At 51.1% G+C, this 25,581-nt stretch carries 23 protein-coding genes; 17 read left to right on the forward strand and 6 right to left on the reverse strand.

Annotated features, from left to right (window positions below):
* Positions 1 to 10: 10 nt before the first annotated feature.
* Complete coding sequence (locus Q4491_RS07595) at positions 11 to 772, forward strand: metallophosphoesterase (RefSeq protein ID WP_237794226.1); 762 nt, start codon at positions 11 to 13, stop codon at positions 770 to 772.
* A 20-nt stretch (positions 773 to 792) separates the two neighbouring features.
* Here Q4491_RS07595 and Q4491_RS07600 read toward each other — a convergent pair whose 3' ends face one another.
* Both Q4491_RS07600 and Q4491_RS07605 read right to left on the reverse strand, forming a co-directional pair.
* Positions 793 to 2,124 carry a DUF2252 family protein gene (locus Q4491_RS07600; RefSeq protein ID WP_303456130.1) on the reverse strand — a complete coding sequence of 444 codons (1,332 nt, stop codon included), beginning with the start codon at positions 2,122 to 2,124 and terminating at the stop codon, positions 793 to 795.
* 236 nt (positions 2,125 to 2,360) lie between these two features.
* A complete protein-coding gene (locus tag Q4491_RS07605) occupies positions 2,361 to 3,296 on the reverse strand; it encodes a DMT family transporter (protein WP_255557886.1) in 936 nt (311 codons plus the stop codon).
* Positions 3,297 to 3,764: 468 nt separating this feature from the next.
* Here Q4491_RS07605 and adhP point away from each other — a divergent pair, with 468 nt between their 5' ends.
* From adhP to Q4491_RS07665, 12 genes are all read left to right on the forward strand, one after another.
* Entirely contained in the window at positions 3,765 to 4,778 is a 1,014-nt protein-coding gene (adhP, locus tag Q4491_RS07610; protein WP_303456134.1) for an alcohol dehydrogenase AdhP, read from the forward strand.
* A gap of 160 nt (positions 4,779 to 4,938) precedes the next feature.
* On the forward strand, positions 4,939 to 5,511 hold the full coding sequence (gene yeiP, locus Q4491_RS07615; RefSeq protein WP_192014948.1) for an elongation factor P-like protein YeiP: 573 nt from the start codon (positions 4,939 to 4,941) through the stop codon (positions 5,509 to 5,511).
* A gap of 186 nt (positions 5,512 to 5,697) precedes the next feature.
* On the forward strand, positions 5,698 to 6,195 hold the full coding sequence (locus Q4491_RS07620) for a hypothetical protein (protein ID WP_192014949.1): 498 nt from the start codon (positions 5,698 to 5,700) through the stop codon (positions 6,193 to 6,195).
* Between the two features lie 346 nt (positions 6,196 to 6,541).
* Positions 6,542 to 7,339: a transporter substrate-binding domain-containing protein gene (locus Q4491_RS07625; RefSeq protein ID WP_303456137.1), complete on the forward strand. Its 798-nt coding sequence runs from the start codon at positions 6,542 to 6,544 to the stop codon at positions 7,337 to 7,339.
* Positions 7,340 to 7,418: 79 nt separating this feature from the next.
* Positions 7,419 to 8,366: an amino acid ABC transporter permease gene (locus Q4491_RS07630; RefSeq protein ID WP_192014951.1), complete on the forward strand. Its 948-nt coding sequence runs from the start codon at positions 7,419 to 7,421 to the stop codon at positions 8,364 to 8,366.
* 19 nt (positions 8,367 to 8,385) lie between these two features.
* A complete protein-coding gene (locus tag Q4491_RS07635; protein WP_192015060.1) occupies positions 8,386 to 9,111 on the forward strand; it encodes an amino acid ABC transporter ATP-binding protein in 726 nt (241 codons plus the stop codon).
* Positions 9,112 to 9,382: 271 nt separating this feature from the next.
* Positions 9,383 to 11,569: a methyl-accepting chemotaxis protein gene (locus Q4491_RS07640; RefSeq protein ID WP_303456139.1), complete on the forward strand. Its 2,187-nt coding sequence runs from the start codon at positions 9,383 to 9,385 to the stop codon at positions 11,567 to 11,569.
* Between the two features lie 77 nt (positions 11,570 to 11,646).
* The gene (locus Q4491_RS07645; RefSeq protein ID WP_192014953.1) at positions 11,647 to 12,387 is read left to right on the forward strand and encodes a 5-oxoprolinase subunit PxpA; all 741 of its coding nucleotides are present in this window, start codon (positions 11,647 to 11,649) and stop codon (positions 12,385 to 12,387) included.
* On the forward strand, positions 12,384 to 13,082 hold the full coding sequence (gene pxpB, locus Q4491_RS07650; RefSeq protein WP_303456141.1) for a 5-oxoprolinase subunit PxpB: 699 nt from the start codon (positions 12,384 to 12,386) through the stop codon (positions 13,080 to 13,082). Before Q4491_RS07645 ends, pxpB begins: the two co-directional genes overlap by 4 nt.
* The gene (locus tag Q4491_RS07655; protein ID WP_303456143.1) at positions 13,064 to 13,990 is read left to right on the forward strand and encodes a biotin-dependent carboxyltransferase family protein; all 927 of its coding nucleotides are present in this window, start codon (positions 13,064 to 13,066) and stop codon (positions 13,988 to 13,990) included. The genes pxpB and Q4491_RS07655 overlap by 19 nt, the downstream gene beginning before the upstream one ends.
* Before the next feature lie 52 nt (positions 13,991 to 14,042).
* Positions 14,043 to 14,603 carry a gamma-glutamylcyclotransferase family protein gene (locus Q4491_RS07660; protein WP_192014956.1) on the forward strand — a complete coding sequence of 187 codons (561 nt, stop codon included), beginning with the start codon at positions 14,043 to 14,045 and terminating at the stop codon, positions 14,601 to 14,603.
* Positions 14,596 to 14,847 (forward strand): hypothetical protein, encoded by a 252-nt coding sequence (locus Q4491_RS07665; protein ID WP_192014957.1) that lies wholly within the window; start codon positions 14,596 to 14,598, stop codon positions 14,845 to 14,847. The genes Q4491_RS07660 and Q4491_RS07665 overlap by 8 nt, the downstream gene beginning before the upstream one ends.
* Positions 14,848 to 14,861: 14 nt before the next feature.
* On the opposite strand, the gene Q4491_RS07670 is transcribed toward Q4491_RS07665, so the two are convergent.
* Positions 14,862 to 15,644 carry a DUF3108 domain-containing protein gene (locus Q4491_RS07670; RefSeq protein WP_237794217.1) on the reverse strand — a complete coding sequence of 261 codons (783 nt, stop codon included), beginning with the start codon at positions 15,642 to 15,644 and terminating at the stop codon, positions 14,862 to 14,864.
* A 476-nt stretch (positions 15,645 to 16,120) separates the two neighbouring features.
* Between Q4491_RS07670 and Q4491_RS07675 the strand changes: the two genes are divergently transcribed.
* Both Q4491_RS07675 and Q4491_RS07680 read left to right on the forward strand, forming a co-directional pair.
* Entirely contained in the window at positions 16,121 to 16,339 is a 219-nt protein-coding gene (locus tag Q4491_RS07675; RefSeq protein WP_218383953.1) for a hypothetical protein, read from the forward strand.
* 173 nt (positions 16,340 to 16,512) lie between these two features.
* Entirely contained in the window at positions 16,513 to 16,989 is a 477-nt protein-coding gene (locus Q4491_RS07680; RefSeq protein ID WP_192014959.1) for a DUF2947 domain-containing protein, read from the forward strand.
* Between the two features lie 100 nt (positions 16,990 to 17,089).
* Here Q4491_RS07680 and Q4491_RS07685 read toward each other — a convergent pair whose 3' ends face one another.
* Positions 17,090 to 17,881, reverse strand: a complete 792-nt coding sequence (locus Q4491_RS07685; protein WP_218383951.1) for a pirin family protein — start codon at positions 17,879 to 17,881, stop codon at positions 17,090 to 17,092.
* Positions 17,882 to 18,057: 176 nt separating this feature from the next.
* On the reverse strand, positions 18,058 to 19,716 hold the full coding sequence (locus tag Q4491_RS07690; protein ID WP_303456150.1) for a VRR-NUC domain-containing protein: 1,659 nt from the start codon (positions 19,714 to 19,716) through the stop codon (positions 18,058 to 18,060).
* 183 nt (positions 19,717 to 19,899) lie between these two features.
* Here Q4491_RS07690 and Q4491_RS07695 point away from each other — a divergent pair, with 183 nt between their 5' ends.
* Together Q4491_RS07695 and Q4491_RS07700 are read left to right on the forward strand one after the other, a co-directional pair.
* Entirely contained in the window at positions 19,900 to 21,414 is a 1,515-nt protein-coding gene (locus tag Q4491_RS07695; protein WP_303456152.1) for a bifunctional NUDIX hydrolase/phosphatase PAP2 family protein, read from the forward strand.
* 187 nt (positions 21,415 to 21,601) lie between these two features.
* A complete protein-coding gene (locus tag Q4491_RS07700; RefSeq protein WP_303456154.1) occupies positions 21,602 to 24,661 on the forward strand; it encodes an FAD-binding and (Fe-S)-binding domain-containing protein in 3,060 nt (1,019 codons plus the stop codon).
* Positions 24,662 to 24,720: 59 nt separating this feature from the next.
* Here the strand turns inward: Q4491_RS07700 and Q4491_RS07705 are convergent, their stop codons facing one another.
* A complete protein-coding gene (locus Q4491_RS07705) occupies positions 24,721 to 25,569 on the reverse strand; it encodes a UDP-2,3-diacylglucosamine diphosphatase (RefSeq protein ID WP_303456156.1) in 849 nt (282 codons plus the stop codon).
* Between the last annotated feature and the right edge of the window lie 12 nt (positions 25,570 to 25,581).

The raw sequence follows: 25,581 nt of genomic DNA on the forward strand, positions 1-25,581 counted from the left end.
GGGCGGTTCCATGAACGAATACCTTCAGCTCGACCCCCATTACGACATTTATTTTCTGTCTGATCCGCACGGACAGAATGCTTTGCTGCAAGATGTACTCAAGGAGGTGGGGTTTCGTTACCCGCTTGATGGTGAAATCCGGGATCGGCTGTTTATTCTGGGCGATATGATAGATAGAGGCCCGGATTCTATGGCGTTATTAAAAACCGTGCAGGATTGCCCGGCGATGTATGCCATTCAGGGAAACCATGAACAAATGGCGTTCAATGCCCTGGAGAATAATGCCGACAGATCTTTATGGATCATGAATGGCGGCCGCTGGCATGAAGATGTTGCCATTGCTGAGGTCAGAAAAATGCTGAATTTTGCGGCAAGTTTACCACTTTGTTATACCCTTCAGATCAACGGCCACCGAATTGGCCTGGTGCATGCCGCAGTGCCAGCACCCTATGACTGGCAACAGTTCACTCAGTGCTGTAACGAGCATACTCTGAGCAAAGAAGATCAACATTTTGCAGTCTGGGACCGGGCTGTTTTCACGCAGGATGAACATAGTGTCGTATCTCATATAGATGCGGTGTTGATGGGGCACAATATAGTGTCAGGCCTGAAACCTAAGGTCAGCGGTAACCGGGTTTATATTGATGGCGCTATGTCAATGGGAGACAGAGGACTGCTACTGAAATACCGTCGGGGAGGTGAAGTGCTGGGGCTGTTTCAGGTATTCTCTTTTCTGCGAGAGCAGGCTACAGACTCATTGGTGTGGGTTTGATTTGTGAGTGATGATGGTGTTTATTTTTCGAGCAACGCACAATGGATTTTATAATCCTCAATAACCTGCTCACTGTATTGCTGGCAGGCGGTGATTAATGCGTCCACGTTACCGGGCAGGCTTTCGCTCATGAATTGTTCGAAACGCACTGAGCGCCTGTCGCCGCGTGAATGGGCCAGCGCCAATGCCTCGCCGCAGGCGGAGGCATACTGGCAAAAGGCGGAGCAGGGATCTTTGTCATTTAAGACCAGATCTTCGGGTTTGACCGACAAACGCGCATGGTGTCGTGAACGGACCAGCCAGTGTTTACCCCGCCAGATAACCTCGTCCAGTATGAGATCAGGCCGACGTTGCATAAAACGCTGGCAGTCAGCGGTCAGATGCGCCGGATTGAGCGAGTTGACGGGACTGACCTCAGGGAACGCGAATATGGGGGCAGCCTGGCGTTGCTGCTTCACTTCAACAATATGACACAGGGGTAAGTCATCGATACTCCTGACGTCGTTCGGGCCAACCAGAAAATAATAACGCCCGACATTGTTGGAGCCAGTTCCGGCATCAAGACGGATCACTATATCCAGCACCTCATCATCCAGATAAGGCCGGAATGTTGTCTCCGCCTCCTCATAGTCAGCAGCATCAATGCGCTGGTATTTTAACGGCTTGTCAGCAAAGCGAAGCCTGCCATCTTCAAAAGTGGTGGATTTGGCTAACTGGCTTTTACTCAGAAAGTCTTTCCCGCCTGCGGCTCGCTTAGTGGCTTTGCGGCAATATTTATTAAGTACATGATCATCATCGAATTTTTTCAGGACATTGTATCTGGCATCATTATCCTCAATGACAAGCTGCAATGTTTTTAAGTAAGCCGACAGGAAGGCTTCACAAGCTTGATGGATGTCGTCTTTATTGACTGCGTTTAAATCGTCGTCGATAGCCAGTTCTTCTGTGAGATATCGTCCTTCTAATAACCCACAGCCGAAATCGCTGGCCAGTGCCAGGCTGGTCAGGTAGCGGGCCAGATCCCAGACACCATACCCGACACAGGCATCATCAAAATCGTCAGGAGAAAAGATAACCTGATCACCTTGTGATCCTTCTTCGGTCAGAAAGCCAAAGTTAGTCAGGTGGCAGTCACCCATGATGAAAGTCTGGCCGGGTTTAGCCAGCAATAAGTCGGGCAGTACCAACACCCCCTGAGCAAGATCGGCATAAAACAGCTGTGCAGTGCCGCGGAAGAACTGGAACGGGCTCCAGGCCATTTTCTGGTGTTTGTTGAGCACAATAGCGCTGTTGGGGACTACGCCATCAATAAGACAGATTTGTTGGCACAGGAACTCGTGTCGGGTTGTCATAAACTTCTTCTGGATTAGCGTCTATACCATTACCAGTATTGTTGATGCTCAAAAGAAATCTAGCTGAGGGGACACATTTGCGCTTAATAAGCCGATGCCGATGCATTTTGTTGCGCTGAGACTGAGTCCGCAGCGGGTCTGTTAACAGACACCCGGCTGCCGGAATATCAGTTTGCATTCTTTGATATGAAAATACCGCCCGAGTCATTCAGGCGGTATTTTTCGATTACTTGAGATTATTTTGCCAGCGCTTCTTGTTCGGGTTTGGCAACCACTGCATTTGTGCTGGGCGAGCCGCGGCGGATCATGACCGTCATTGATAGCAGGACAGTGACCACGCCATAGCTGACTTCTTCCCACGGAACCAGGCTGCCGGTGAATCGGTTAACCAGTAGTACCAGCACAGGGATCAGATAGGTATAGGCCGATACCTGTTCGGGAGCCAGCGCAACGCTGCCTTGCTGGAACAGGAAGAAACTGATAGCTGTTGCGAACACCGCTAGATACCCGATACCCAGCCAGATATCAGCAGGAATTTGTGTCCATTGCACTTGCACCAGTTGCGGCGCAGTGGCGACGGTCAGCAAGCCTGTTGCACAGATCAGTGTCCAGCAGGTCAGGTGAACGAAAGATTCGCCTCTGTAGCACTTTTTGACAATGATCGGATTGAGCGCCATCCCCAGACAGCCCAGCAGATAAATTTTGTTAGAGGCTGTCATCGCGATAGAACCGGCAGCGCTCAGATCGCCACGGAAAATAATCAGACCGGCACCCAGCATACCGCCCAGCAAAGCCAGCGTGACAGACATTGAGGTACTGCGCTTGAACACGAACGCAGCCAGAATGGCGCTCATTAGCGGCACAGTCGTATACAGGGCGCTGGCGTCGAGCGGACTGGTGTCGCGCAGAGCAATAAACATGGCAACAAAATAGCCCAGTGGCGGCAAGCTGATCAGCGTGTATCGGCCCAAATCTTTCGCGGAGGGGATACGGAACTGTCCTTTAGCGACCAGAAACCCGACAAACAGCAGGCTGGCCAGCAGGTAACGTACCCAAGTCACCACAAGTGGATCCATGGAAGCCATAATATAGCTGCCAATCGGGAATGACAGGCTAATCAGCACAGTGAAGAAAAATAACTTCAGATGTGAAATTTGGTTCAATGACAACATTCAACTTCTCTATGACTAAGATTAACTCGAAAACCAGAGTATTTAACCAAAACCTGACCTACAAGACAAGAAAATTTGACCCGAAAGTTAAACAAAAAACTGGCAATATGAGTTGCCGGCTGTGATCTCTGTCATTCAGTTTGTTGTAAATTTACAACGTAATGACTGAAAGCAGGGGGTTAGCGGGGTTGGTATAGCGGGATGAAACCCACGTGCAAGCTTGGGTTTTGTTCTGATAAACAGACCAAAAACCTGATGATGTTGCGGTATCGCGTTGAAACACTTTTGTCATCAGCTGGAATAAAGTAAACCGCGGTTCAGGGCTCATTAGCTGGTGTCAGCATTCACACTTTTGTCCTCCTGGGCAACAAAACATTATTCAATTAGATGAATATTGATCCAGATCTATAAACTGGGTGAATTTTTCACCAACAATGGCTGCTTAACCACTCATAAGGAGTCGCAGTCATGAAAGCCGCTGTTGTGAATGAATTCAAAGGGAAACTGGAAATCAAAGATATTCCCCTGCCTGCTGTCAAACCCCGTGACATACTGGTGAAAATTCATGCCTGTGGGGTGTGTCATACCGATTTACATGCCTGTCACGGCGACTGGCCGGTGAAACCCAAAATGCCTCTGGTGCCGGGCCATGAAGGGGTCGGCGAAGTTGTCCAGGTGGGCAGCGAAATTCATCATCTCAAGATAGGTGATCGGGTGGGTGTGCCCTGGCTGTATTCGGCGTGCGGTCATTGTGAGTATTGTTTATCTGGCCGTGAAACCTTATGCCTCGATCAGCAAAATGCCGGCTATTCTGTCGACGGTGGCTATGCAGAGTACTGCCTGGCTCATGGTGAGTATGTGGTGAAAATTCCGGACGGGTTGTCTTATGTCGATGCCGCGCCTTTGTTCTGCGCGGGAGTGACCACTTACAAAGCGCTGAAAGTGACAGAGGTCAAACCTGGCCAGTGGGTTGCTATTATAGGTGTAGGTGGTTTAGGTCACCTGGCGGTTCAGTATGCCAAAGCCATGGGAATGAACGTCATCGCGGTGGATACCGGCGCCGAGAAAATGGCGCTGGCGAAAGAACTGGGTGCTGTGCACTGTATCGATTTTATGCAAGAAAAACCGTCCGAAGCGATTCACCGACTGGTGGGAGGCGCGCATGGTGTTGTGTGTACGGCAGTGTCCAAGCCTGCGTTTGAAGAAGCTTACCGTTCGGTGCGCCGCGGTGGCAGCTGTGTGCTGGTGGGCCTGCCGCCTGAAGACATGCCGATACCTATCTTTGATACCGTACTGAATGGCATTAAAGTGATTGGCTCTATTGTCGGCACGCGTCAGGACTTACAGGAATGCCTGCAATTTGCCGCGGAAGGCAAGGTGAAAGCCATTACTGAAGTGAAGGCGCTGGAAGACATTAACGAGATTTTTGACGACATGGTGAAAGGCGAAATCACAGGCCGGATTGTGATGAATCTGGCGTAAGCGCTCAGCAATAACAGGGTTAACCGGCCGCTTTGCTTTCCCCTCAGGCAAAGCGGCTATTTTTCTTTGAAAAGCTCCTCTTTTTTCTGCGTTGCCTACTTGTCTTCATGCCGTTTCGTGCTATTTTCTCGCGACAAATGTCTATCTGGAGTTTATGACTATGCCAAAGGCAAGTGATATTAAAAAGTCTGCAGCTATTGAACACGAAGGTAAGGTGTACTTTGTTAAAGACATTAGCAAGTTAACACCGAGTGGCCGCGCAGGTAGCAGCCTTTACCGTATGCGTATGTATGATGTGGCAACTAACGCGAAAGCGGATGTGAGCTTCAAAGCCGATGACATCATCACACTGGCAGACTTTAGTCGCCATGCCGCGTCTTTCTCTTACATTGACGGTGAAGAGTATATCTTCATGGACAATGAGGATTACACCCCGTATCACTTCCACAAAGATGTGATTGAAGAAGAGTTGCTGTTCATTACTGAAGACATTCAGGGACTGCATGTGTTGGTGGTCAATGGCGCGCCGGTTGCGCTGGAATTGCCGTCTACAGTCGATTTGGAAATTGTAGAAACCGACCCTTCAATCAAAGGAGCTTCTGCCAGCGCCCGGACAAAACCTGCTGTGCTGAGCACTGGCTTATCGGTTCAGGTGCCAGAGTATATTGCTACCGGTGATCGCATTCGTGTGAATACACTGGAACACAAATATATGAACCGTGTAGAGAAGTAAGTTTCTCTGCATTGTTGGAAAAAGCCGCAGCAAGAGGTGCTCCCTGAATGTCGGACACTGTTGTTATGCGGCTTTTTTTGAACAACCTCCCAGCATACCTGCTTTTATTTGCACTGCTTTTAACTATCGTTAAGATATGCAACACACTTTTATCTGCTGACCCGGCTTCTGTTGGGAAGAGTTAATATGAAAAAGACCCTGTCCAGCCTCATTACTTTATTTATGCTTCAGGGTTGTGCCGGCTATGTAGGAGGCGACCTGGAAGATGTCGTTGTTGATACCTATATTGATCAATGCCGGTATACGCCGGCCTATTATGAAATGAAAGTGTATACCGACGCAGTCAATGACTACGCTGATGAAAATATTTCCGGTATTATTTCGACTTATACCTTAGGATTATTTCCGACCTACTGGCTGTCTGAAGTGCGCAGTAAAGTCACGATTGAAGGTGAGGGTAAAGAGGTTTATACCAGAGAAGATGTCAGTCGTATTCATACATTCTATGGTATTTTATGGCTGCTGTTTTTAAGTGACGACAGTGTGAATGCGCTGAGGGCGGATGAAGGTTCGGGTCTGCGTGTTATTGAAGGCATACAGGACAGAGCTGTAGCTAAAACGCTGAATGAAATGCCTGACAGTATTGATATTAATGAACTGTGTGTCACATATCTGGATTTATAATATTCTTATTTATGTGTCTGCCGTATCGTTAGGTTTTCCTGTCATCTGTGGTGTTAAATTTGTTAATAATGAGCCCACTGTCAAATAATCAACTAAAATATCATCCATTGTGATTGGCTGTGACTTCCGCGATCTGTGCTGCCTTTCCAGATTTCAGTCGTGACTTAGTGCTGATTAATGCCATTTTTGCGTTTGTTTATGCCATAAAGTGGCAGAAGCCTGATATTTACCCTGATTGTTTTCTGTTCAATCTCAATTGAGTTTGCAAGATTTAATTTGCTATAACCATCCTCGTATTAGTTCGATACATCAGCATTTTGATAACGATAAGGATACAAGGATGTCTATGCGTAAATTCGTAAGCGGTATTATGGCAGCTTGTGCATTGTTAGGCACGTCAGTGTCTGCCACTGCTGGCCCGGTAATGGACGATATTGTGAAAACCGGCGAACTTCGCGTGTGTTTTGACGCAGGTTATATGCCGTTTGAAATGAAAAGCAAAAACGGCTCTTTTGTTGGTTTTGATATTGATATCGGTAAAATGATGGCCCGCCAGATGGGGGTGAAATATGTGCCGGTCAACACAGCCTGGGACGGTATTATCCCCACTCTTCTGACCGGTAAGTGTCACATCATTAATGCGGGTATGACCATTAACGCGCAACGTAATATGCGCGTAAACTTCGCAGAACCCTACATCATTGTGGGTCAGACTATTCTGCTCAATCCTGAGCTTGAAGGTAAGATCAAGAGTTATAAAGACCTGAACGACAGCAAGTACACCATTGCGACTAAGCTTGGCACTACAGGTGAGCAAGCGATCAAGCGTATGATCAGCAAAGCTAAGCTCAATGTGTTTGAAACCCAGTCTGATGCTGTGCTGGAAGTGGCAAACGGCAAAGCGGATGCCTTTATTTACGACATGCCGTTTAACGCCATTTATGCCTCGCAGAACTCAGGCAAAGTGGTTCACCTTGAGCAGCCATTCACCTATGAGCCATTAGGCTGGGCAGTCGCTCAGGGCGATATGGACATGCTGAACTTCCTTAATAACTTCCTGCGCCAGATCAAAGGCGACGGAACCTATGAGCGAATCTACGACAAGTGGTTTAAAGACAACAGCTGGCTGAGCCAGGTGCAATAAAACCTGATAACGGCTGGCCGCTGGGCCAGCCGTGCGTTCCCGCTGTTTTCTCATTCCGACACGCCTAAGGAAGAAGTATATGATTAGGACGTCTAACCGGTGGCTCTGGCAAACTGTATTTGTCGTCATCCTGGCGCTGCTGATGACGGGGCTGTATCAGGCTTCGCAAAGCATCAATTACAACTGGCAATGGCACCGTGTTTTGCCATTCATCGTGGATACCACCCCTAAAGAGTTCAGGGCGCAGGGGGATGGTACCGTTCAAATTAACGCTGATAACTCAATTATCATCAACCTTGACTACAGTAATGTGCCTCAGCAGATCCCAGCTTATGATGCCCGCCTGGTACAACAGGGCGATCTGGTTTTTGAAGGTGATGTGATTGCCAGCAGCGATCAGTGGACCATTGGTCCTGTCACTCTTGGCTTGTGGGTGACCCTCAAAATCTCGGTGCTCTCACTGTTCTTCGCCATTATTCTGGGCCTGATGGCCGGATTGATGCGGATATCGCATAATCCTGTAACCAAAAATCTGGCTTTCCTGTACGTCGAAATTATCCGCGGCACACCGTTACTGGTGCAAATTTTCATCGTGTACTTTTTCCTGGGTACGATTTTCGATCTGGAACGTTTTACCGCGGGTGTGGTGGCGCTGTCCATTTTCACCGGCGCTTACATTGCGGAAATTATCCGGGCCGGTATTCAATCGATTCCGCCGGGGCAGATGGAAGCAGCCCGCTCTCTGGGCATGAGTTACCCCAAGGCAATGATGTATGTCATCCTGCCGCAGGCCTTTAAACGCACTTTGCCACCAATGGCGGGTCAGTTAATTACGCTGATCAAAGATTCATCGCTGGTGTCTGTTATTTCTATCACCGATTTGACCAAGGCCGGCCGCGAGGTCATCAGCGGCAGTTTCGCCACGTTTGAGGTGTGGTTTGTGGTGGCAGGACTGTATTTGCTCCTGACGACCAGCCTGTCGTGGGCCGTGCAGCGAATTGAGAAGAGGTTGGCGAGCAGTGACTAATACATATCAGGGCGATGACATGATAGTCGCCGACAAGGTCAATAAAATTTACCCCAACCTGTGCCATGCACTGAAAGATGTCAGTGCAACGGTGAAACGTGGCGAGGTGGTGGTCATCATCGGGCCGTCTGGCTCGGGTAAATCCACCTTTCTGCGCACGCTGAACCAGCTGGAAGTGATTACCTCAGGTCAGATTCAGATTGATGGCATGAACATGTACGCCAAAAGCACCAATATCAATGAGTTGCGTGCGAACGTTGGCATGGTATTCCAGTCGTTTAATCTGTTTCCCCATAAAACGGTAAAAGGCAATGTGATGCTGGCACCGCAGAAAGTCAGGGGGCGCACGAAAGCGGATGTAGAGCCGGAAGCCGAAAAACTGCTCAGGCGGGTCGGTCTGGCGGATAAAATGAATGTCTATCCGTCGCAGTTATCCGGTGGTCAGCAACAACGCGTCGCTATTGCCCGGGCTCTGGCTATGCGGCCGGACGTGATGCTGTTCGACGAACCCACCTCTGCGCTCGATCCTGAAATGGTCGGCGAGGTGCTGGATGTGATGAAGGATCTGGCCGCAGAAGGCATGACCATGGTAGTGGTGACGCACGAGATGGGCTTTGCCCGTGAAGTGGCTGATCGGGTGCTGTTTATGGAAGACGGTGAGTTGCTGGTCAGTGACTCGCCCGAGAACATTTTTGATTCACCCAAGCATCCGCGGCTGGCGCAATTTCTGTCAAAAATTCTCTAGCAGTCACACGTTTCTCTTAACCTGTGTAAGACCCAAGGCAGACTCAGTGAGTCTGCCTTTTCCTTTCCCCCATAAAATCATTGTATTGCACCCTAAGGATGCACAGCTGTTCTTGTTGAACTGTATTGGTGCATTGTTCGTGCAAATATCGAGCAATTCCCCCTCTGTAACAATCAATTTCAGTGGCACTGAAATTGCAGTCTGTTGATATAAACAACAATAAGTTACGACAGACACGACACAAAAAGACAAGATGCAGGGAGTTTGCACAATGGATTTGTCCGCTCAGGAAAAACGTTGGTTACCCGTTTGGGGGCGTTCGGGAAAACTGGCAATGCGACGGGCTTGCTGGCTCAACCGCAAGCGTCAGGATGATTTGCAACAAACCTTTACCAGTGCGGCACAGACTCGGGTGAGAATTTTAGAAACCTGGGTGGAGAACCAATGGCTGTTCTTACAGGATGCGGCCTTGTATCTGGCCACCAAACCCGAGGATGAACGTGATGACGCGTTGCGCAGGCTTAAAGGACGGGCGGCGCACTTTTCTGAGTTGTTTATCACTGACAGTCATGGCCTGGTCAGCACCTCGACCCATCAGGGCCACAAAGGGCAAACACTGGTGGCGCAGAAGGCGCTGCAGAACGGGCTCAGGGCGCGTTTTCTGCATGGCCCTTATGTTGATCCAGTGACAGAGCGGCTGGGTCGCACCACCTCTTCTTTTCATGACGCAGTGACCCTGATGTTCTATCAGCCGGTAACTGTCACGCTGGCAGACGGTACCACACAGGTTCAGGGGTGCTTGTGTGCCAGGCTGCCTAATGATGTCATCAGTGATTTAATTCAGCGCGAAGCCGGACACATCTATCCTGAATCGGGCGATAACTATATTTTCATGGTGGAGTCTGCGTTTGATCCGCAACTGCTGCCGGGTACGGCTCTGTCACGCTCACGTTTTGAAGACGATACCTTCTCCCACGGCGAAAACCTGAAATCCGGTATTCATACCCAGTACGGCACGGTCAGGGTAAACCGGCATACTGAGTTTGAGATCCGCTTTACCGATCCGGCCACCGGAGAGCTGCATCCGGGGGTCAGGGAGACAATCCGGCACGGACAAAATCTGTTCGTGTCCTATCCCGGCTATTCAGACTATCGCCACATTCCAGTGATTGGCAAAGGGGGGACTTTTCAACTGCCGGGCTCGCCGGATCGCTGGGGCATGATGTGTGAAGCCGATCTGGAGGAAGTGTATCGTCACCGATCTTTGCATTACCGGCTCAGCAACACCTTTTTCATGTGCAGCGCGGCCGCGATTTTCTTCCCTATGCTGATGAGCGTGACTCAGGGGCTGGGTCCCTTGGCTCAGGCGGGCCTGGGAATACTGACCGCTTTGCTGAGCTTAATGGTGTTTCGTTTAACGGCTTCTGGCCCGCTGGTGAAGCAGATGCAGGAAATGACCTCAGTAATTCAGGCGCTTGCGGAAGGCGACGGAAATCTTCAGCAGCGATTGAATGCCGAACGCTTTAAACCCGATGAAACCGGTGAGATGGGGCGCTGGATCAACAGTTTCATCGACAATCTGGATGGGGTGATCAGTGAAATGATACACGCGGCAAACGAAGTCCGGGAAGTCAGTGAGTCCATGCTTCGCCGTTGTGAACGGATGGACGGCGCGGCGAATGACACCTCAAGCGCGATTGCAGCGATGCTGAATCTTGCCGGTAGCCAGCAGAGCGATATCAGCTCTGCATCTGTGTCGGCGCATCAGATGCAGGATGTCATGCACCTGGTGGTGGTGGAAGCGGAGCAGGAGTACCAGCAGGCGTTAGCCAATACCAACAATATCAAAGGTGTTGTCGAGCGTTCAGCACAGAGTGTGAATGGGGTAAACAACGAAATGAGTCAGATTGGCGATATCGTAAAGCTGATCACCGACATCACGGCGCAGACCAATCTGCTGGCTCTGAATGCGGCGATTGAAGCGGCAAGGGCCGGCGATCATGGCCGCGGCTTCTCTGTGGTGGCGGATGAAGTGCGCCAGCTGGCAAGCCGCACGTCAGAGGCGGCCAACCATATTGGTTCGTTAATGGAGAAACTGCGTCTTGAATCGGCTGTGGCCGTGCAATCGATGGAACAGGGTATCCGGGATGTGGAGCAGAACACAGTCGTGATTGATGCCGGAGAGCGTAACCAGCAGATGCGGCAGGCGGTTGAAGCCATGTTTGAGGTGATCAATCAGCTGGCAGGCAACAGCGAGCGCCATCACGACACAGCGCAGGCCGCTCAGCATTCCACTGAGCTGCTGACCCGCTCATCACAACAGCTCAGTCGCCGCACTGTGCTGGTTCAGAATGCCATTTCCCGGTTGCGCCAGATGGCGGACAGGTTCGAAGTCAGTTCAGGCTCTGATGTCAGTCATGTGCCTGATCGGTTGCCGGGTCACAGAACAAATGGGTGAATGGCGGTGAATCTTTGACAAACTCGTTATAATTTAATCAGGTAGGATGATGACATGAACGAGTGCTAAGGATTCGCATGAAACTGAACTGTGATATGGGTGAAAGTTACGGAAGCTGGCAAATGGGCGATGACAAGGCGGTCATGCCCTGGGTGGATATGGCAAACATTGCCTGCGGCTTCCACGCTTCTGATCCGGATATTATGTCTGACACCGTGGCCTGTGCGGTGGAACATCAGGTGACGGTAGGTGCGCACCCCGGTTACGACGATAAACCGGGTTTTGGCCGGCGCAGTATTCCGCACAGCCCGGCGGCCATCACTCACCTGGTGGCCTACCAGACCGGCGCCCTTGACGCTGTTTGCCAGTTGCATGGCAGCAGCGTGTCTTATGTCAAACCGCATGGCGCGCTTTATCACGACATGATGGCCAAACCTGAGGTGCTGAACGCCATTTTGCAGGCGCTCGCTGCCATGAACCGCCAGCGGTCATCACCGCTGAGCCTGATGGTGCTGGCCAGGGCTGATAACAGCGAGACAAAAACCGCCGCGCAGGCATTCGGTGTGCCCTTGCTGTTCGAAGCCTTTGCCGACCGGGCATACGATGAAGCAGGCAATCTGGTCGCGCGCAGCCAGCCGGGGGCCGTGCATCATGACCCGGCCAGAATTCAGCAGCAGGCCATGGAGCTGGCTTCAGGCACAGTGACCACACACAGCGGGACGATTCTTGCTCTGCATGCCGATACCCTGTGCGTACACGGGGATAACCCGGAATCAATTGCTACCATCGCTGACATCAGAAAGGCGATGGCGTTATGATTCGTTTTGATTCAGTGTCCGAAACCTGCCTCATGGTCCATCTGGCTGATGAGATAGATCTGAGCCTTACCCCTTTGATAGGAAGGCTGGTCAGCCAGATCCAGGCTGATTTTCCGCACCAGCTGATTGAAATTGTGCCTTCTTACACCTCTATCCTGATTCATTTTCACCCGGATCAGATTACCGAGCGGTTGCTCAGAGAGCGTATCAGCCTCTGCCACAGCCAGTGGCAGGATACACCTGTGTCGGCTGTGGGGAAGGTGATCGAACTGCCGGTTTATTATCATCCCGATGTCGGGCCAGATCTCATTCCTCTGGCAGAAGCCAAGGGGCTGAGTGTGGAGCAGGTGATTGCGCTGCACAGCCAGCAAATCTACACCGTGTGTGCTATCGGTTTTGCGCCGGGATTTGCGTTTCTGGCCAGTGTTGATGAAGCCATTGCTATGCCGCGTCATGCCGATCCCAGATTAAGCCTTGCACCGGGCAGTGTCGGGATAGCCGATCGTCAGACGGCCGTTTATCCGGCGCAGTCACCCGGCGGCTGGCAAATCATTGGTAACTGCCCCAAGTCATTATTCGACCCTGAACGGGAGCCGATGACGCCTTTCACTGTCGGGGATCAGGTACGCTTTCAGCCCGTCGATCGCTCAACCTTTAAGTCGCTGGGAGGTGAAATATGGCCACACTGGAAGTAATACGGCCAGGTACGCTGACACTGGTTCAGGATACGGGACGTCTGGGCGTTGCCAGTCATGGCCTGAGCCAGGGAGGTGCTGTCGATATGCATGCCTACTGCTGGGCCAATTACATGCTGGGTAATCCGATGGATTGTGCGCAGCTGGAGATCACTCTGGGTCAGGCCAGCTTTAAGGCCCATGCCGATATTGAATGTGCCCTGACGGGGGCGGACATGCAGGCCAGTCTGGATGGTGAATCGGTTTATACCTGGAAGACTTTTATGATGCGAAAAGGGCAGACGCTGCAGCTTGGTTATGCCCGTTCAGGGCTGCGTGCGTATCTGGCTGTTCAAGGAGGCATTCACACGCCAAGCGTGCTCGGCAGCCGCTCAACTGTTGTGCGTAATCAGATAGGCGGCGTGGAAGGGCGTCCGCTACAAAAAGGCGACAAGCTACCGATTCAGGCCAGCTTAGTGCGCCACAGTCCGCGCTATGTTCCGCCTCGTTTCATTCCCGATTATGACAAGCCGATTGAACTTCATCTGCTGGCTTCGTCTCAGTGGGATTATTTCTCACCCGAGGCCCGGAACCAGTTTTTCGATAACCATTACCACGTGAAGCCCGAGAGCGACCGGATGGGATGCCGTCTGGAAGGCAATGCCATACTCGGTGGCCCGCCGGGTATTGTTTCGGAAGGCATTGCGCTGGGGGCGGTGCAGATCCCGCCCAATGGTCAGCCGATTGTGCTGCTCAACGACCGGCAGACGTTAGGCGGTTACCCTAAGCTCGGCTGTGTTGCCAGGATCGATCTTTCTCGTCTGGCACAGGCGCGTCCCGGAAAAGACATCCGATTTATTCGTGGCGATTTGGTATCATTGCGAAAAGCCTGGCAGCGCTTCTCACACTTTTTCGGGTTGCCATATTAGGCAACCCAGACTGGCCAGGTCGTTAATCCGGTGAATTTCGAGGGAGGAAACCATGTTTATCTTCGGCTACGGTAGCTTAATCAATCGCGCGTCTCGCCAGCTGACCGGGCAGACAGGACAGGCTGTCCCGGCTGTGGTAGAGGGCTTGCAGCGACATTGGGGCAAAGTCGATGGCAGTTATGCCATTTCGCCTTTGGTCGCGTCGCTGGGCGAAGGCCGATGTAACGGCGTGCTGCTGAAAGTGGAAGATAACACACTGGCGCATTTCGACCGCCGGGAGCGGGGTTATTCTCGTGTGGAAGTGGATCCGTCACTGATCACTCACAATGGCATTCTGCAATTTGATGCGCCTGTCTGGGTGTATGTGAAAGCCAATCCAGCGCCTCCCTGTGCGAATCAACCTATTATGCAGACCTACGTCGACACAGTGCTGGCGGGGTGCCTGAGCATTTCCGATGCGTTCGCAAAGACGTTTATTGAAACCACGTTCGGCTGGCATCATCCGCTGGAAAACGACCGTGAATCGCCGAAATACGGCAATCTGGCCGGGGTGGAAGATGTGCATATTCCCGTGATTGACCGTTTGATCTCTCCGGCGCGGATTCATGGCTAAGCCCAGTAAGAAAGGGCCGGACACCACAGTTGAGATTTTCTGCAGCCAGTGCCGTACGCGTCTGTTTAAGTACCGCAAAGGGGGAAAGGGGGCACTGGTGAAGTGTTTCAAAGAAAGAATCGTGAAAGATTATACGCTTTTACCCTGCCAGTGCCCGAATTGTGAGCAAGTGTTTGCCCGCGATACCCTGATACGAGGCACGCCTGCCTTTAAAATGATTGGCGGTAAAGCGTTCCAGAAATAGCCGCGGCACGCCGGCTATTTCTGATCAGTGACTGTGTTGACTGTCATCTCATCAAGATTGTTGCTGAAATAACTTTGCGGGCAGACTTCCCGTTTCGTGCGCAGTACGGCTTTTAAATCGAGAATTTTGCGCTTATAAGTGCCGCGAACCAGTTGATAGTCCAGCTCGGGTGAGAACCAGAATTTGACTTCCCGGTCGGGCTTTTTGATTTGCTCAACCCGTATGGTCTCGACACTGCCGTAATTGGTTTGTAGTTTTTCTTTACCTGCGACTCTGAAAAAGTAGTGATTCACTTCGTCTGACTCCTGCATCTTGAAATCAAAAGTCTGTTTGCCCTGAATCAGGTTCAGCCGCATCTGGCTGGCAACGGCTTCTATATCCAGCAACGGCAGGTCATTACTGTTAAAGCTGAGTTTCTCACCATCAGTGATAATGTCTGAGCGGGTGCCATCCTGATTGAAGCTGCCGCGTGTCTCGCCATCAAGTAATCCTGTGATATTCCTATGAAAAGATTGTGTGAGAAACGAGTTTTTAACGTCGGACCAGACTACACGGGTTTGCTGCTGGTAATGGGTTTTCGCCACTATGGCTGACAGACGGCTGGTGGACTGGATATCAACGCGTTGATTGTCTTGCCAGCTTAACTTGCGCTCGAAATAACCGATTTTATGGCTACCGTAGAAGAGATCGTAGGTCAGCGTTTTCACGCACTGATGCCACTCAACGGGCGGGGAAGCCATAAGGTTAGAAGATGCCAGGCAAAGCGGCAGCAATGCAGACAGAGTAAGTCTTTTCACGAAACCTCCCCAGTGGTACCTAGCCCAATAATAAGGCCTATTTAAGCGTAACCAATATGTCTGGTTATGTTAATTGAACTGTGCAAGCAATCCACAGATGAGACACTTATTTTTAGCCGTTGCGCCGGTGACTGCTACCGGTGTGCGGTATGTGGCTGGTTTTCCGGTAAAGCATGCCTGATAAAGTGTCTTCGCAGCATATCTGATTTATGAAGTTTTTATGTCATTTCTCAGTCAGTAAATTCAGTGGCTTAGCGTAAATGTTAAGTGTAGCTGGCAAGATAACAACCGGTATGGCTGCATAATTGGTTGATCTCTGGTGAGTCATGTCGCCTGCCTTAGCAAAGCAATGTGACATCCTGGTGTCGGAAATTTGACGCTTTTAGGATGGGAACCTATGTTTTATGGGCCCTTGAGGTACAAAGCTTGTAAAAAGTGAGCATTATTAAGGTTCAACCCATGAGCAGGAGGACAGGATGAAAAAGGCAAATGGTGTCTATCGGCTGCAAATAATAAAGGAGGTCGCGATAAGAAAGCAGCTTGAAGGCAGCAGTGATCCAATGGCAAACCATATCCACCAGTTACTGGAATCCAGGTCGGCGGATCCTCATAGCGAAGAGACGCACTTGTTCAGTGGTAATCATTATGATGATCAGGCGGGTGGCTGGGTCAGTAATTTCTGGAACGCCAAGTAACCGGAATGAATGAGTGACGTGACCGGGTCAGGCCTGCTGGGATCTGACCCTTGTCGGCTCCGGGATCGACCCGGAGGTAACTACCTATAATATTTCTCATTGATAGCCTGGTTCTGGCATCAAAGCCTTATCTGCGGTACATTTCCCGGTCTCACTTTATTCTGAATCAGATAATGCATTACATCGACATTAACACTTATTCCCGTAAATGGATTTTCACTCATGCTTCTATGCCAGTTCCGGCTGAGGATCTGGTACAGATTAAGCCTTTGTCCCAGGCCAGATCGGCCACATTATGGCGCGAGCATATCAGCAGCCAGAGCCCGGACTCGGATCACTTCGGCAAGGGTGACTGGGCCGGCGAGGATAAAAACTGGACAGAGACTGTCGAGTGGCAAGCCGCGTGGGATGACGATGAACCGGCATTACCTGAGGTATTAGCAGACTTCCTTGATTGGGAAGACAACACCCCCGTCTATTTTTGTTATGAAAAATATAACCTGATTGAGACAAGCTGGGGGGTGTTTAAGCGTAACTGGAAAAACTTCCTGTTTTTTGATGATGGCCCCTTACTGATCGCCAGAAAGAAAACCCAGGCAGTGTGGTTCCATTCAAACGGCACCTGCAAGATAGGTCACAGAAGCGCTTAAATAACAACGCACAGTTAGCAACACCTGACGATGAGTCACACATAATCGAAGAAGGGGCGGGCTGTATCAGCGGAGCAGGCAGTAAACACTTTCGGCCTGCTCAGGAACTGATTTCAGAGCCGACTTTACCGCCCATCAGTTTGGCGATCTTGTCACAGGCCAGATGCATATTTTCCTGGTTGGAATGCACCGAAGCCCCGGAGCTGAGCAAAGGTTGTTTGAGCGGCTGGCCTAACACCAGAAATAAGCGGGCTCCTTTCTGGCTGGTTTTGATATGTATGGGTAAAGCGGACGGTTTCAGTATTCCCATTTGCTGCGGATAAAGCTGGTTTGCCCCTATGTATACCGATCCTGAGCGCAGATAGACAAAACCAGCGACCAACTTTTCATCCGGCTCCCAGTACCAGCCGCCGTAAGGCGAAATCATAATATCCAGGTAAGTCACAGGTATGCTGGACGCTATGGGGCTGATGGCCTCTTTGTACTGGCCGATCAGCACCTTGGTTGTTGCATCCGTTTCTTCTACCAGTGGCAGGTTCTGGGTGCAAGCATACTGGCTGGAGGCATCGGCCATTTCCTGCTCCCCGGCTGGTAAGGCAGTCCAGAGTGCGAAGGATTCAGCACGGCCGCCGAGAGGCTGCATGGTATCTTTGTGAACGACACCGTTACCGGATGTCATGATTTGAAGATCGCCTGTTTGCATTGTCACAGTGCAGCCGCAGGAATCGATATGATGCAGGGTGCCCGTTACCGGGTAACTGAACGCTTCAATGCCGGAATGGCCGTGATAGTCGAGCCCGGTTTCCTGCTTGATGCCATTGGCGTCAAAATGATCCCAGAGCACGAAAGGGTTAAGTTCAGCAAGATTATCGCGGTAAATGTAAGCAGTCATGGGCCCGGATTTCCGACCGTAGCGGACTTTATTGATTGTTCTCGTCGCTTGCATGATCGCCACCCACTTTTCTGTACTTCTTGTGATTAGAGCTTAGCTTATACTCTCAGTAAACGACTATTTGAACCCTTTTGTTTTCTAAAAATTGACGTCATTTTTACCATCCTTGATTCAGTTCACATTTGCCAGACAACATGGTTCACTCTGGCATCCAGTCCCAGTTGCTGAAACAGCCGCAGCCAGCGCTTCTGATTGGCCTGCAGGGTATCACCCGGCCCTTTCACTTCGACCCACTGAATATGCCCGCTTTTGAACATTACCAAGTCAGGCTGGCCGCTGCGATTATGGCGTGGATCGAACAACAGGCGTGACAGCATGGCATACAGTTGCTCGCCGTTTAAGCAAGATACCGTCTCCTCAACCAGCGCTGGCGTCAGAATAGCCCAGTTCACCCAGTCGTTAGTGATTCCTTGTTTTTGCTGATAAACAGCCAGCCAGTGGTTCCAGCTTTCTGTGCGGATAGCATTGAGGCGGGCTGTGAGCATGTCACGCCGGCGCTCTGAAAATTCACTGTGGTACATATCGCGGGGCGCCCGCTGGAAGGGGTTAAGAAAGGCCCCGGAAACAGAGGCAAAAATAATGTCCCAGAATGCCAGGCCAAATAACCCGCATATCAGGGCATTTTCGGTGTAGTGAACACGCCATCCCGCTTGCCGGTAATGGTTAGCAACGGCTAACTCGACACGTTCTCCACTGGCAGGCAGTGTGAGTGTCTCCAGCGTAAACGTGTCTTTGAGCGCCTGTGCTACCGGCAGGTTTAGCGTACGGCTGAGTTTATGCGCCAGGCGTTGTCCGACTTCGGCTTCTTCTTCATTAAAGGGCGCTGACAACATCTGCCGGCAGATGGCCAAAGCGGTTGAGTGGCGCTGCAGTTTTTCCAGTATCCGCACCCGGCGTTCGCGGCTGGGCGGTAGCGCACTGTGATTAAACAGAAACAACGCCAGATCATATTCGCCCAGGCGCTCAAGATCCCGGGCAACCCGGTTGAACAATCGTTGCCGTCGCCGTTCCAGCGGCGGCCATGTGCAGGGGCCGGGCAGGCGACCGGCAAATTGCCTCACTGCCTGGGCCCTTTTGCTGAGTGAAAGCTGTTCGTATTCGGCCGCTAAGGCTTCAAGGGACAGCCATTCCAGTATGTGCTGTCGCTGCTGAAACAGGCGGGTTGTCGGGTCGACCTGATAATTTTCAAAGATATGCAGGCCTAAATCAGTCAGCACAAACTGGCTTAAATCCTGATACTGGTTGCCGAAAAACAACAGTAAGAAGATTGTCAGGTGCGCCTGATGTTCAACATGTATGATGGGTTCGTTGAATGCCGATATGGCCGGTGACGTGGCGAGTATGGCTGCGGTGAGATCCGCTTTTCTGGCCTGCTTTAACGCTTGGTCATTTGTGCGCGCATCAGGGGAGTGTTTCTCTCTATAGATCTTAAGCAGTTCTGGTTTGGTGAATAAATCCAAGATCTCATCCACCGGCCAGTTTGCTTCATTGCAGGTAAGAAATTTGTTGCTCAGAAGCTCCTCAATGGCGTTTTCTGTATGCCGGATTTCAGGGTAGCTGAGTTTGCTGACGCGAAAGTATCTGCCCTTGCGGGACAACATTCGGATGTACAACTGTTTGGCATCGGGCGTAAGCCGGGAGTAAGTATTTAGCCACCAGTGCTCGCTATGGCTCAATAGATCATGATATTGCTGCCGGACACTGCGCAGCAGGAAATCAAAGTTGTGGCGGTAATAATCCGGCGCCAGCACTGTTGGTGTATTTTGAGTCATCATTGTCTTAACGGCTTATTGGATGCGCTGTATTGTGGGAATTTCTCACGTTGCGGTAAAGCTCTGATACCAGAAACAATAAAATGAAATTAACATAACATGATCATTTATGGCATTTTAATGGTCGCATATACTCCGTATTGATAAACTTGCCACAGGTAATAGTTTAAAAATGAAAGGTTTTCAGTGATCAGACAGCGTGCCCTTTTTCCGTCTGCTTTTATCATGCTCGCTTTTACCGTGTTCGCTTCTCTGTTTGCTGTTCTTTCGTGGAATGTGCATGCCGAAGAAGTGAACAACCAGCGCGTTGTTTCCGTTGAACCGCACGACGAACAGCCTGCCAGTCTTGTTGGGGCAGCCTGTGTTATCCGGCATGGTAAGCAGATGGTCATGGTGTCTGAGGTCATTACTCAGAAGTTATCCATTCCGGGCGGCTATATTGACAGTCAGGATACTGCCAGTGAGGCGGCCAGAAGAGAGGCACTGGAAGAAACCGGATTAGATGTCGACGTGATAAAGCTTTTGCAGTTCAGGGGCAGAGCGGCGATATTTGCTTGCGTAACGACACAACCGATTCTGGTTGCTGAGCAAGAGGAAAGCGATCAGCGCCAGCAGATTGCAGCCTGGCAAGCGGTGGACTTCAGCCGGGAAGTGAAAGCTGTATACCTGATGTCACCGCTGTCTTTAGCATCTGCTGAATATCGCTACCCCGAAGATACTGCCCACTTATATCAGTGGATGATGGAAACGCCAGAGAGCGAGGTGGTTTTTTATACCGATATCAGTGACCGGGCAAGCGCATTTCATCAGGCTGAACTGATTGTGATCAAGGCCTTTAAGGACTGGGGTAACGCCCTGCCGGATGTCGCAAAATCTGTGCTGGACAGCCTGATGTGGCTGCTGAATCTTTCCGGCGAATACTGGTTTGTGTTCTTGCTAATTGCTGTTATTGCTTCCTTATTCGGACCTACTGCAATGTTGCAGTTGCTTGCCGCCACCGTGATTACCATCCTGGTCTCAACCTGCCTGAAACAAGTTTTCAATCTGCCGCGTCCGTTTTATCTGGTGCCGGCTCTGCAAAACGGCAATGCCTACGGGTTCAGTTTTCCGAGCGGGCATACCCTGTTAGCCACTGTTATCTGGGGAATGTTCTGGATGAAACTGTGCGCAGGAAAATCACGGTTCCGCGCCGGGGCGGGCTTGTTGGTGGTTAGCGCTCTGATCCTGGGTCAGGCGCTGGCCCGTGTTTGGTTTGGCGTGCACTTTATTTCCGATACGGTAGCGGCAATAGTCATCGGCATTCTGCTGCTGATCCTGTTCTCCCGGCTGATCACCCCGACCGCCATACGGGGAAAGTCGGTGTGGCTGGGGATTACTGTCCTCACCGGTGTGGCGGCCGGCTTAACCTTGCAGCCGGCGCACACCTATCTGTTTGCCATCTCACTGGGGGTGTTTCTCAGTCTGGATGTGTTACCTAAAAGAAGCCTGACACTGTCTGTGCACCGGCATATTGCGGTGGCTTTAGTGCTGTTGGCAGGGTCTGGCGCGTTCGCTTACTTCTCTGCTGTGATGGTCAATGCCTGTACTGTCAGCCTTATTATTCTGGGGCTGCGTGCAGCCGGCGCATTTTTGCTGGCGGTCTGGCTGGTGGCGGGTTCGTCATTGATGCTGAAGTTATTGGCTGAGCCGGAAACGGCTTAAAGACGCTGCCCCGGCAAGCTTACGGATAAAGCAAACAGAAACCTGTCAGTAAGCTGTGTCTGGCACTTTGTTTCATGACTTGAGTGCGGTAAAGTGAGCGCAAACGATTATATCAAACAGGCATAATTGTCTGGATTAATATGGAGCCAGTGAAAGCAGGATAGCCTAAAACTGGACAAGGAGAGCAATGTTACCCGCACTGACGTTTGAGAACAGTATCGATGACATCGTACTGTCGTATCTGGATGCGCTGGAAAACGCAGGATTTTCTGGCGATGTTGAACGCACCTATGCCAGCCGTCTGGCTGTCGCAACCGATAATAGTATTTATCAGCAATTACCTCAGGCTGTCGTCTTTCCTAAATCTGTGGATGATTTGGTGCTGGTCGGAAAAGTGGGCCAGCAGCCCGCTTTTCAGCAGGTCAGTTTTTCTCCACGCGGAGGCGGCACCGGGACTAACGGTCAGTCGCTGACACCGGGTATCGTCGTCGACCTTTCACGCCACATGAACCAGATTCTTGAGATCAATCCGCAGGAAGGCTGGGTCAGAGTGCAGACCGGGGTGATCAAAGACCAGCTCAATGATGCACTTCGTCCTCATGGTTTCTTTTTCTCCCCCGATTTGTCCACCAGTAACCGGGCGACCATTGGCGGCATGGTCAATACGGATGCGTCCGGTCAGGGATCGCTGCAATACGGTAAAACCTCAGATCACGTTCTGGCACTGAAAGCGGTACTGGTGGATGGCTCAGTGCTGGATACCGAGCCTTTGACGCAAGACGGGCTGGCCCGGATCGAACAGCAGAAAGGTCAGGTTGCTGAAGCCATTGGTGTGGCGGCGAGAGTGTGCCGTGAAAAACGTCAGCAAATTCTGGATAAATTCCCGCCGCTGAACCGTTTTCTGACCGGTTACGATCTGAAAAATGTGTTCAACGACGCACTGACTCATTTTGACCCGGCGCGCTTGCTGTGTGGTGCCGAGGGTTCTCTGGCCTTTATTGCCGAAGCCAAACTCAATATCACCCCTATCCCTAAAGCCCGGGCACTGGTGAATATTAAGTACGACAGCTTTGATGCGGCGCTGCGTAATGCGCCTGTGATGGTGGAAGCCCAGGCACTGTCCGTCGAAACTGTGGATTCAAAAGTCCTTAACCTCGCTCGCCAGGATATTGTCTGGCACACCGTCAGTGATTTGATCACCGATGTGCCGGGTAAGGACATGCAGGGCATCAATATTGTTGAATTTGCCGGTAATGATGTTGATTTGGTCAAGCGCCAGGTACAGCAACTGGGTGAGCGCCTGAACAGTTTAATTGGTCAGCAGGGGATTATTGGTTTTCAGGTGTGTGACGACCTGGACAGCATCAACAAGATCTACAACATGCGCAAAAAAGCCGTGGGTCTGTTAGGGGCTGCCAAAGGCTGGCAGAAACCGATTCCCTTTGCCGAAGATACCTGTGTCCCACCGGAAAATCTGGCTGACTTCATTGTTGAGTTCCGCCAGTTACTGGATGAGAAACAGCTGCATTACGGCATGTTCGGTCATGTCGATGCCGGTGTACTGCATGTGCGTCCGGCGCTGGACATGTGCGATCCGGCGCAAGAAAAAATGATGAAGGAAATCTCCGATCAGGTGGTGGCGCTGGTTGCAAAATACGGCGGTCTGATGTGGGGTGAGCACGGTAAAGGCTACCGTTCGGAATACGGACCTGAGTTTTTCGGTGAAGAGCTGTTTACCGAACTGCGCCGTATAAAAGCAGCTTTTGATCCACACAACAGGCTGAACCCGGGCAAGATCTGCACCCCACTAGACAGCGATGCTGAACTGGTGACAGTGGATGGCTTAAAGCGTGGTTATTTTGACCGCCAGATCCCGGTGAAAGTCAGAGACAGCTTCAAGCAGGCGATGGAATGTAACGGCAACGGCTTGTGTTTTAACTACGACACCAGCTCACCCATGTGCCCGTCGATGAAAGTCAGTGCCGATCGCCGTCACTCGCCGAAAGGGCGGGCCGGACTGGTTCGTGAATGGCTGCGTTTGCTGGCCGATCAGGGTGTGGACCCGGTCAGGCTGGAACAGAATCTGATGGAAAAGTCGCCGACGGTGAAGCAAATCATCGATCGCTTCCGCAATACCTTCGGATCTCAGCGTAAAGCGTACGATTATTCGCACGAAGTGATGGAAGCCATGAACGGCTGTCTGGCGTGTAAAGCCTGTGCCAGTCAGTGCCCGATCAAGGTGGATGTGCCGAGTTTCCGCTCGCGTTTCATTAACATGTACTACAGCCGTTACCAGCGTCCTGCCAAAGACTATCTGGTTGGCTATGTAGAAAGTTATCTGCCGGTTATGGCCAAAGCCCCGTCACTGGTCAATGCCGTAATGCGGCCCGGCTGGTCAAAATCTTTGACGGCGAAAGTGCTCGGCTATGTGGATATGCCTGAACTGTCGGTGCCGACGCTGATGCAGGGACTGGCGGGCAGCCATGCAACCCGGTTTGATCTGCAGTGGCTGCAGGCTTTGTCTCAAGAAGAGCGGCAGCAGTATGTGCTGATTGTGCAGGACCCGTTCACCAGCTACTACGATGCGGAAGTGGTGCGTGACTTTGTCCATCTGATTGAAAAGCTCGGTAAGAAACCTATGCTGGTGCCGTTTAAGCCCAATGGCAAGGCGCAGCATGTCAAAGGTTTCCTGCGTCAGTTTGCCAAAACAGCGAAAAACACCGCCGACTTCCTCAATCAGCTTGATGAGCTGGGTATGCCTATGGTTGGTGTCGACCCGGCTTTGGTGCTCTGTTATCGCGATGAATACAATGAAATGCTGGGTGATAAGCGCGGTGATTTCAAAGTAATGACAGCCCATGAATGGCTGACGCCATTGCTGAGTGAAATAACCTCGTTTGCGCCCCGTACTGACAGTGAGTGGTATTTATTCGCCCACTGTACCGAGAAAACCAAGATGCCAAACGCTGAGAAAGAGTGGGCGGTCATTTTCCGTCACTTCGGTGCCAGCATGAAAGCTGTATCTGTCGGCTGTTGCGGCATGGCGGGCACTTTTGGTCACGAGAAAGATAAGCTGGAGACGTCCAAAGGGGTGTTTAATCTCAGCTGGCAGCCGAATCTGGCACAGTTGGATGGCGACCGTTGCATGGCAACCGGTTATTCGTGCCGAACTCAGGTAAAGCGTTTTGAGCATATTAAGATGAAGCACCCGGTTCAGGTGTTATTACGTTTGGTGAGTACAGCCTGATAGCAGGCTGTCTGTAACAAACACGGTTACGGCGGAGTGCTCAGGCCTCCGCCGTTTTTTCAGGCCACTTTTTCTTTCTGCTTCTCTTTTTGTTTCTCTGTGTCTTTGTCAAACAGGCTGGTGATCTGAGGGTTGACCTTAAACCGTTCCGTGCTGTCGAGGCATTTTGCCTGTTCCGTCCACTGAATCAGTTCGATCACGCCGTCATGGTGCTCGGCCAGAAACGTGCAGTTTTCAATCCAATCCCCATCATTCAGGTATACGATGCCATCCTGCTCGGTAATTTCCGGATGATGTATGTGGCCGCAGACAATGGCATCGACGTCTTTGTGTTTGGCCATAGTGACAGCGGCATGGCGAAATCTGGCAATCGCCAGGTTGGCCTTTTCGACTTTGCTTTTCAGGTAACTGGCCAGAGACCAGTATGGTTGCCGGGTTAAGCGGCGGTAGCTGTTTAACCAGCGATTTAAGAATAGAAGGAAATCGTAACCGGCATCGCCCAGTAAGGAGGTCAGTTTGCTGTGGCAAACCATGCTGTCGAATTCATCGCCATGAAGAGCCAGAATGCGGTTGCCGTTTGCGCTGGTGTGGATGTAGCGGTGTGCCAGTTCAACATTGCCAAGATTAAACTGAATAAACTTGCGGATGGCTTCGTCGTGGTTGCCCGGAATATAGATGATCCGGCATCCCTGATCCGCTCGCTCCAGTAACAGGCGGACAGCTTTGGTGTGGCTTTCCGGCCAGTGAAACCGCGATTTCAGCGACCAGAGGTCAACGATGTCACCAACCAGTATCAGGGTGTCGGCCTGATAGCGGGATAAGAAATCCAACAGATAGTCGACTTTACAATCCCTGTTCCCTAAGTGTATGTCTGATAACCAGAGTGTACGGTAGGTGTGGTTTCCCATAGTCGATTCAAC

This window comes from Photobacterium sp. 2_MG-2023 (assembly GCF_030547675.1).
Taxonomy (GTDB): Bacteria; Pseudomonadota; Gammaproteobacteria; order Enterobacterales; family Vibrionaceae; genus Photobacterium; species Photobacterium arenosum.

Bases quoted from the DNA above. Each gene is read 5' to 3' on its own strand.
- Q4491_RS07630 (WP_192014951.1), top strand. From the start codon at position 7,419: ATGATTAGGACGTCTAACCGGTGGCTCTGGCAAACTGTATTTGTCGTC.
- Q4491_RS07605 (WP_255557886.1), bottom strand. From the start codon at position 3,296: ATGTTGTCATTGAACCAAATTTCACATCTGAAGTTATTTTTCTTCACT.
- Q4491_RS07600 (WP_303456130.1), bottom strand. From the start codon at position 2,124: ATGACAACCCGACACGAGTTCCTGTGCCAACAAATCTGTCTTATTGAT.
- Q4491_RS07660 (WP_192014956.1), top strand. From the start codon at position 14,043: ATGTTTATCTTCGGCTACGGTAGCTTAATCAATCGCGCGTCTCGCCAG.
- adhP (WP_303456134.1), top strand. From the start codon at position 3,765: ATGAAAGCCGCTGTTGTGAATGAATTCAAAGGGAAACTGGAAATCAAA.
- Q4491_RS07655 (WP_303456143.1), top strand. From the start codon at position 13,064: ATGGCCACACTGGAAGTAATACGGCCAGGTACGCTGACACTGGTTCAG.
- Q4491_RS07700 (WP_303456154.1), top strand. From the start codon at position 21,602: ATGTTACCCGCACTGACGTTTGAGAACAGTATCGATGACATCGTACTG.
- Q4491_RS07645 (WP_192014953.1), top strand. From the start codon at position 11,647: ATGAAACTGAACTGTGATATGGGTGAAAGTTACGGAAGCTGGCAAATG.
- Q4491_RS07665 (WP_192014957.1), top strand. From the start codon at position 14,596: ATGGCTAAGCCCAGTAAGAAAGGGCCGGACACCACAGTTGAGATTTTC.
- Q4491_RS07640 (WP_303456139.1), top strand. From the start codon at position 9,383: ATGGATTTGTCCGCTCAGGAAAAACGTTGGTTACCCGTTTGGGGGCGT.
- Q4491_RS07705 (WP_303456156.1), bottom strand. From the start codon at position 25,569: ATGGGAAACCACACCTACCGTACACTCTGGTTATCAGACATACACTTA.
- Q4491_RS07620 (WP_192014949.1), top strand. From the start codon at position 5,698: ATGAAAAAGACCCTGTCCAGCCTCATTACTTTATTTATGCTTCAGGGT.
- Q4491_RS07595 (WP_237794226.1), top strand. From the start codon at position 11: ATGAACGAATACCTTCAGCTCGACCCCCATTACGACATTTATTTTCTG.
- Q4491_RS07635 (WP_192015060.1), top strand. From the start codon at position 8,386: ATGATAGTCGCCGACAAGGTCAATAAAATTTACCCCAACCTGTGCCAT.
- Q4491_RS07685 (WP_218383951.1), bottom strand. From the start codon at position 17,881: ATGACTGCTTACATTTACCGCGATAATCTTGCTGAACTTAACCCTTTC.
- Q4491_RS07680 (WP_192014959.1), top strand. From the start codon at position 16,513: ATGCATTACATCGACATTAACACTTATTCCCGTAAATGGATTTTCACT.
- Q4491_RS07690 (WP_303456150.1), bottom strand. From the start codon at position 19,716: ATGATGACTCAAAATACACCAACAGTGCTGGCGCCGGATTATTACCGC.
- Q4491_RS07625 (WP_303456137.1), top strand. From the start codon at position 6,542: ATGCGTAAATTCGTAAGCGGTATTATGGCAGCTTGTGCATTGTTAGGC.
- yeiP (WP_192014948.1), top strand. From the start codon at position 4,939: ATGCCAAAGGCAAGTGATATTAAAAAGTCTGCAGCTATTGAACACGAA.
- pxpB (WP_303456141.1), top strand. From the start codon at position 12,384: ATGATTCGTTTTGATTCAGTGTCCGAAACCTGCCTCATGGTCCATCTG.
- Q4491_RS07675 (WP_218383953.1), top strand. From the start codon at position 16,121: ATGAAAAAGGCAAATGGTGTCTATCGGCTGCAAATAATAAAGGAGGTC.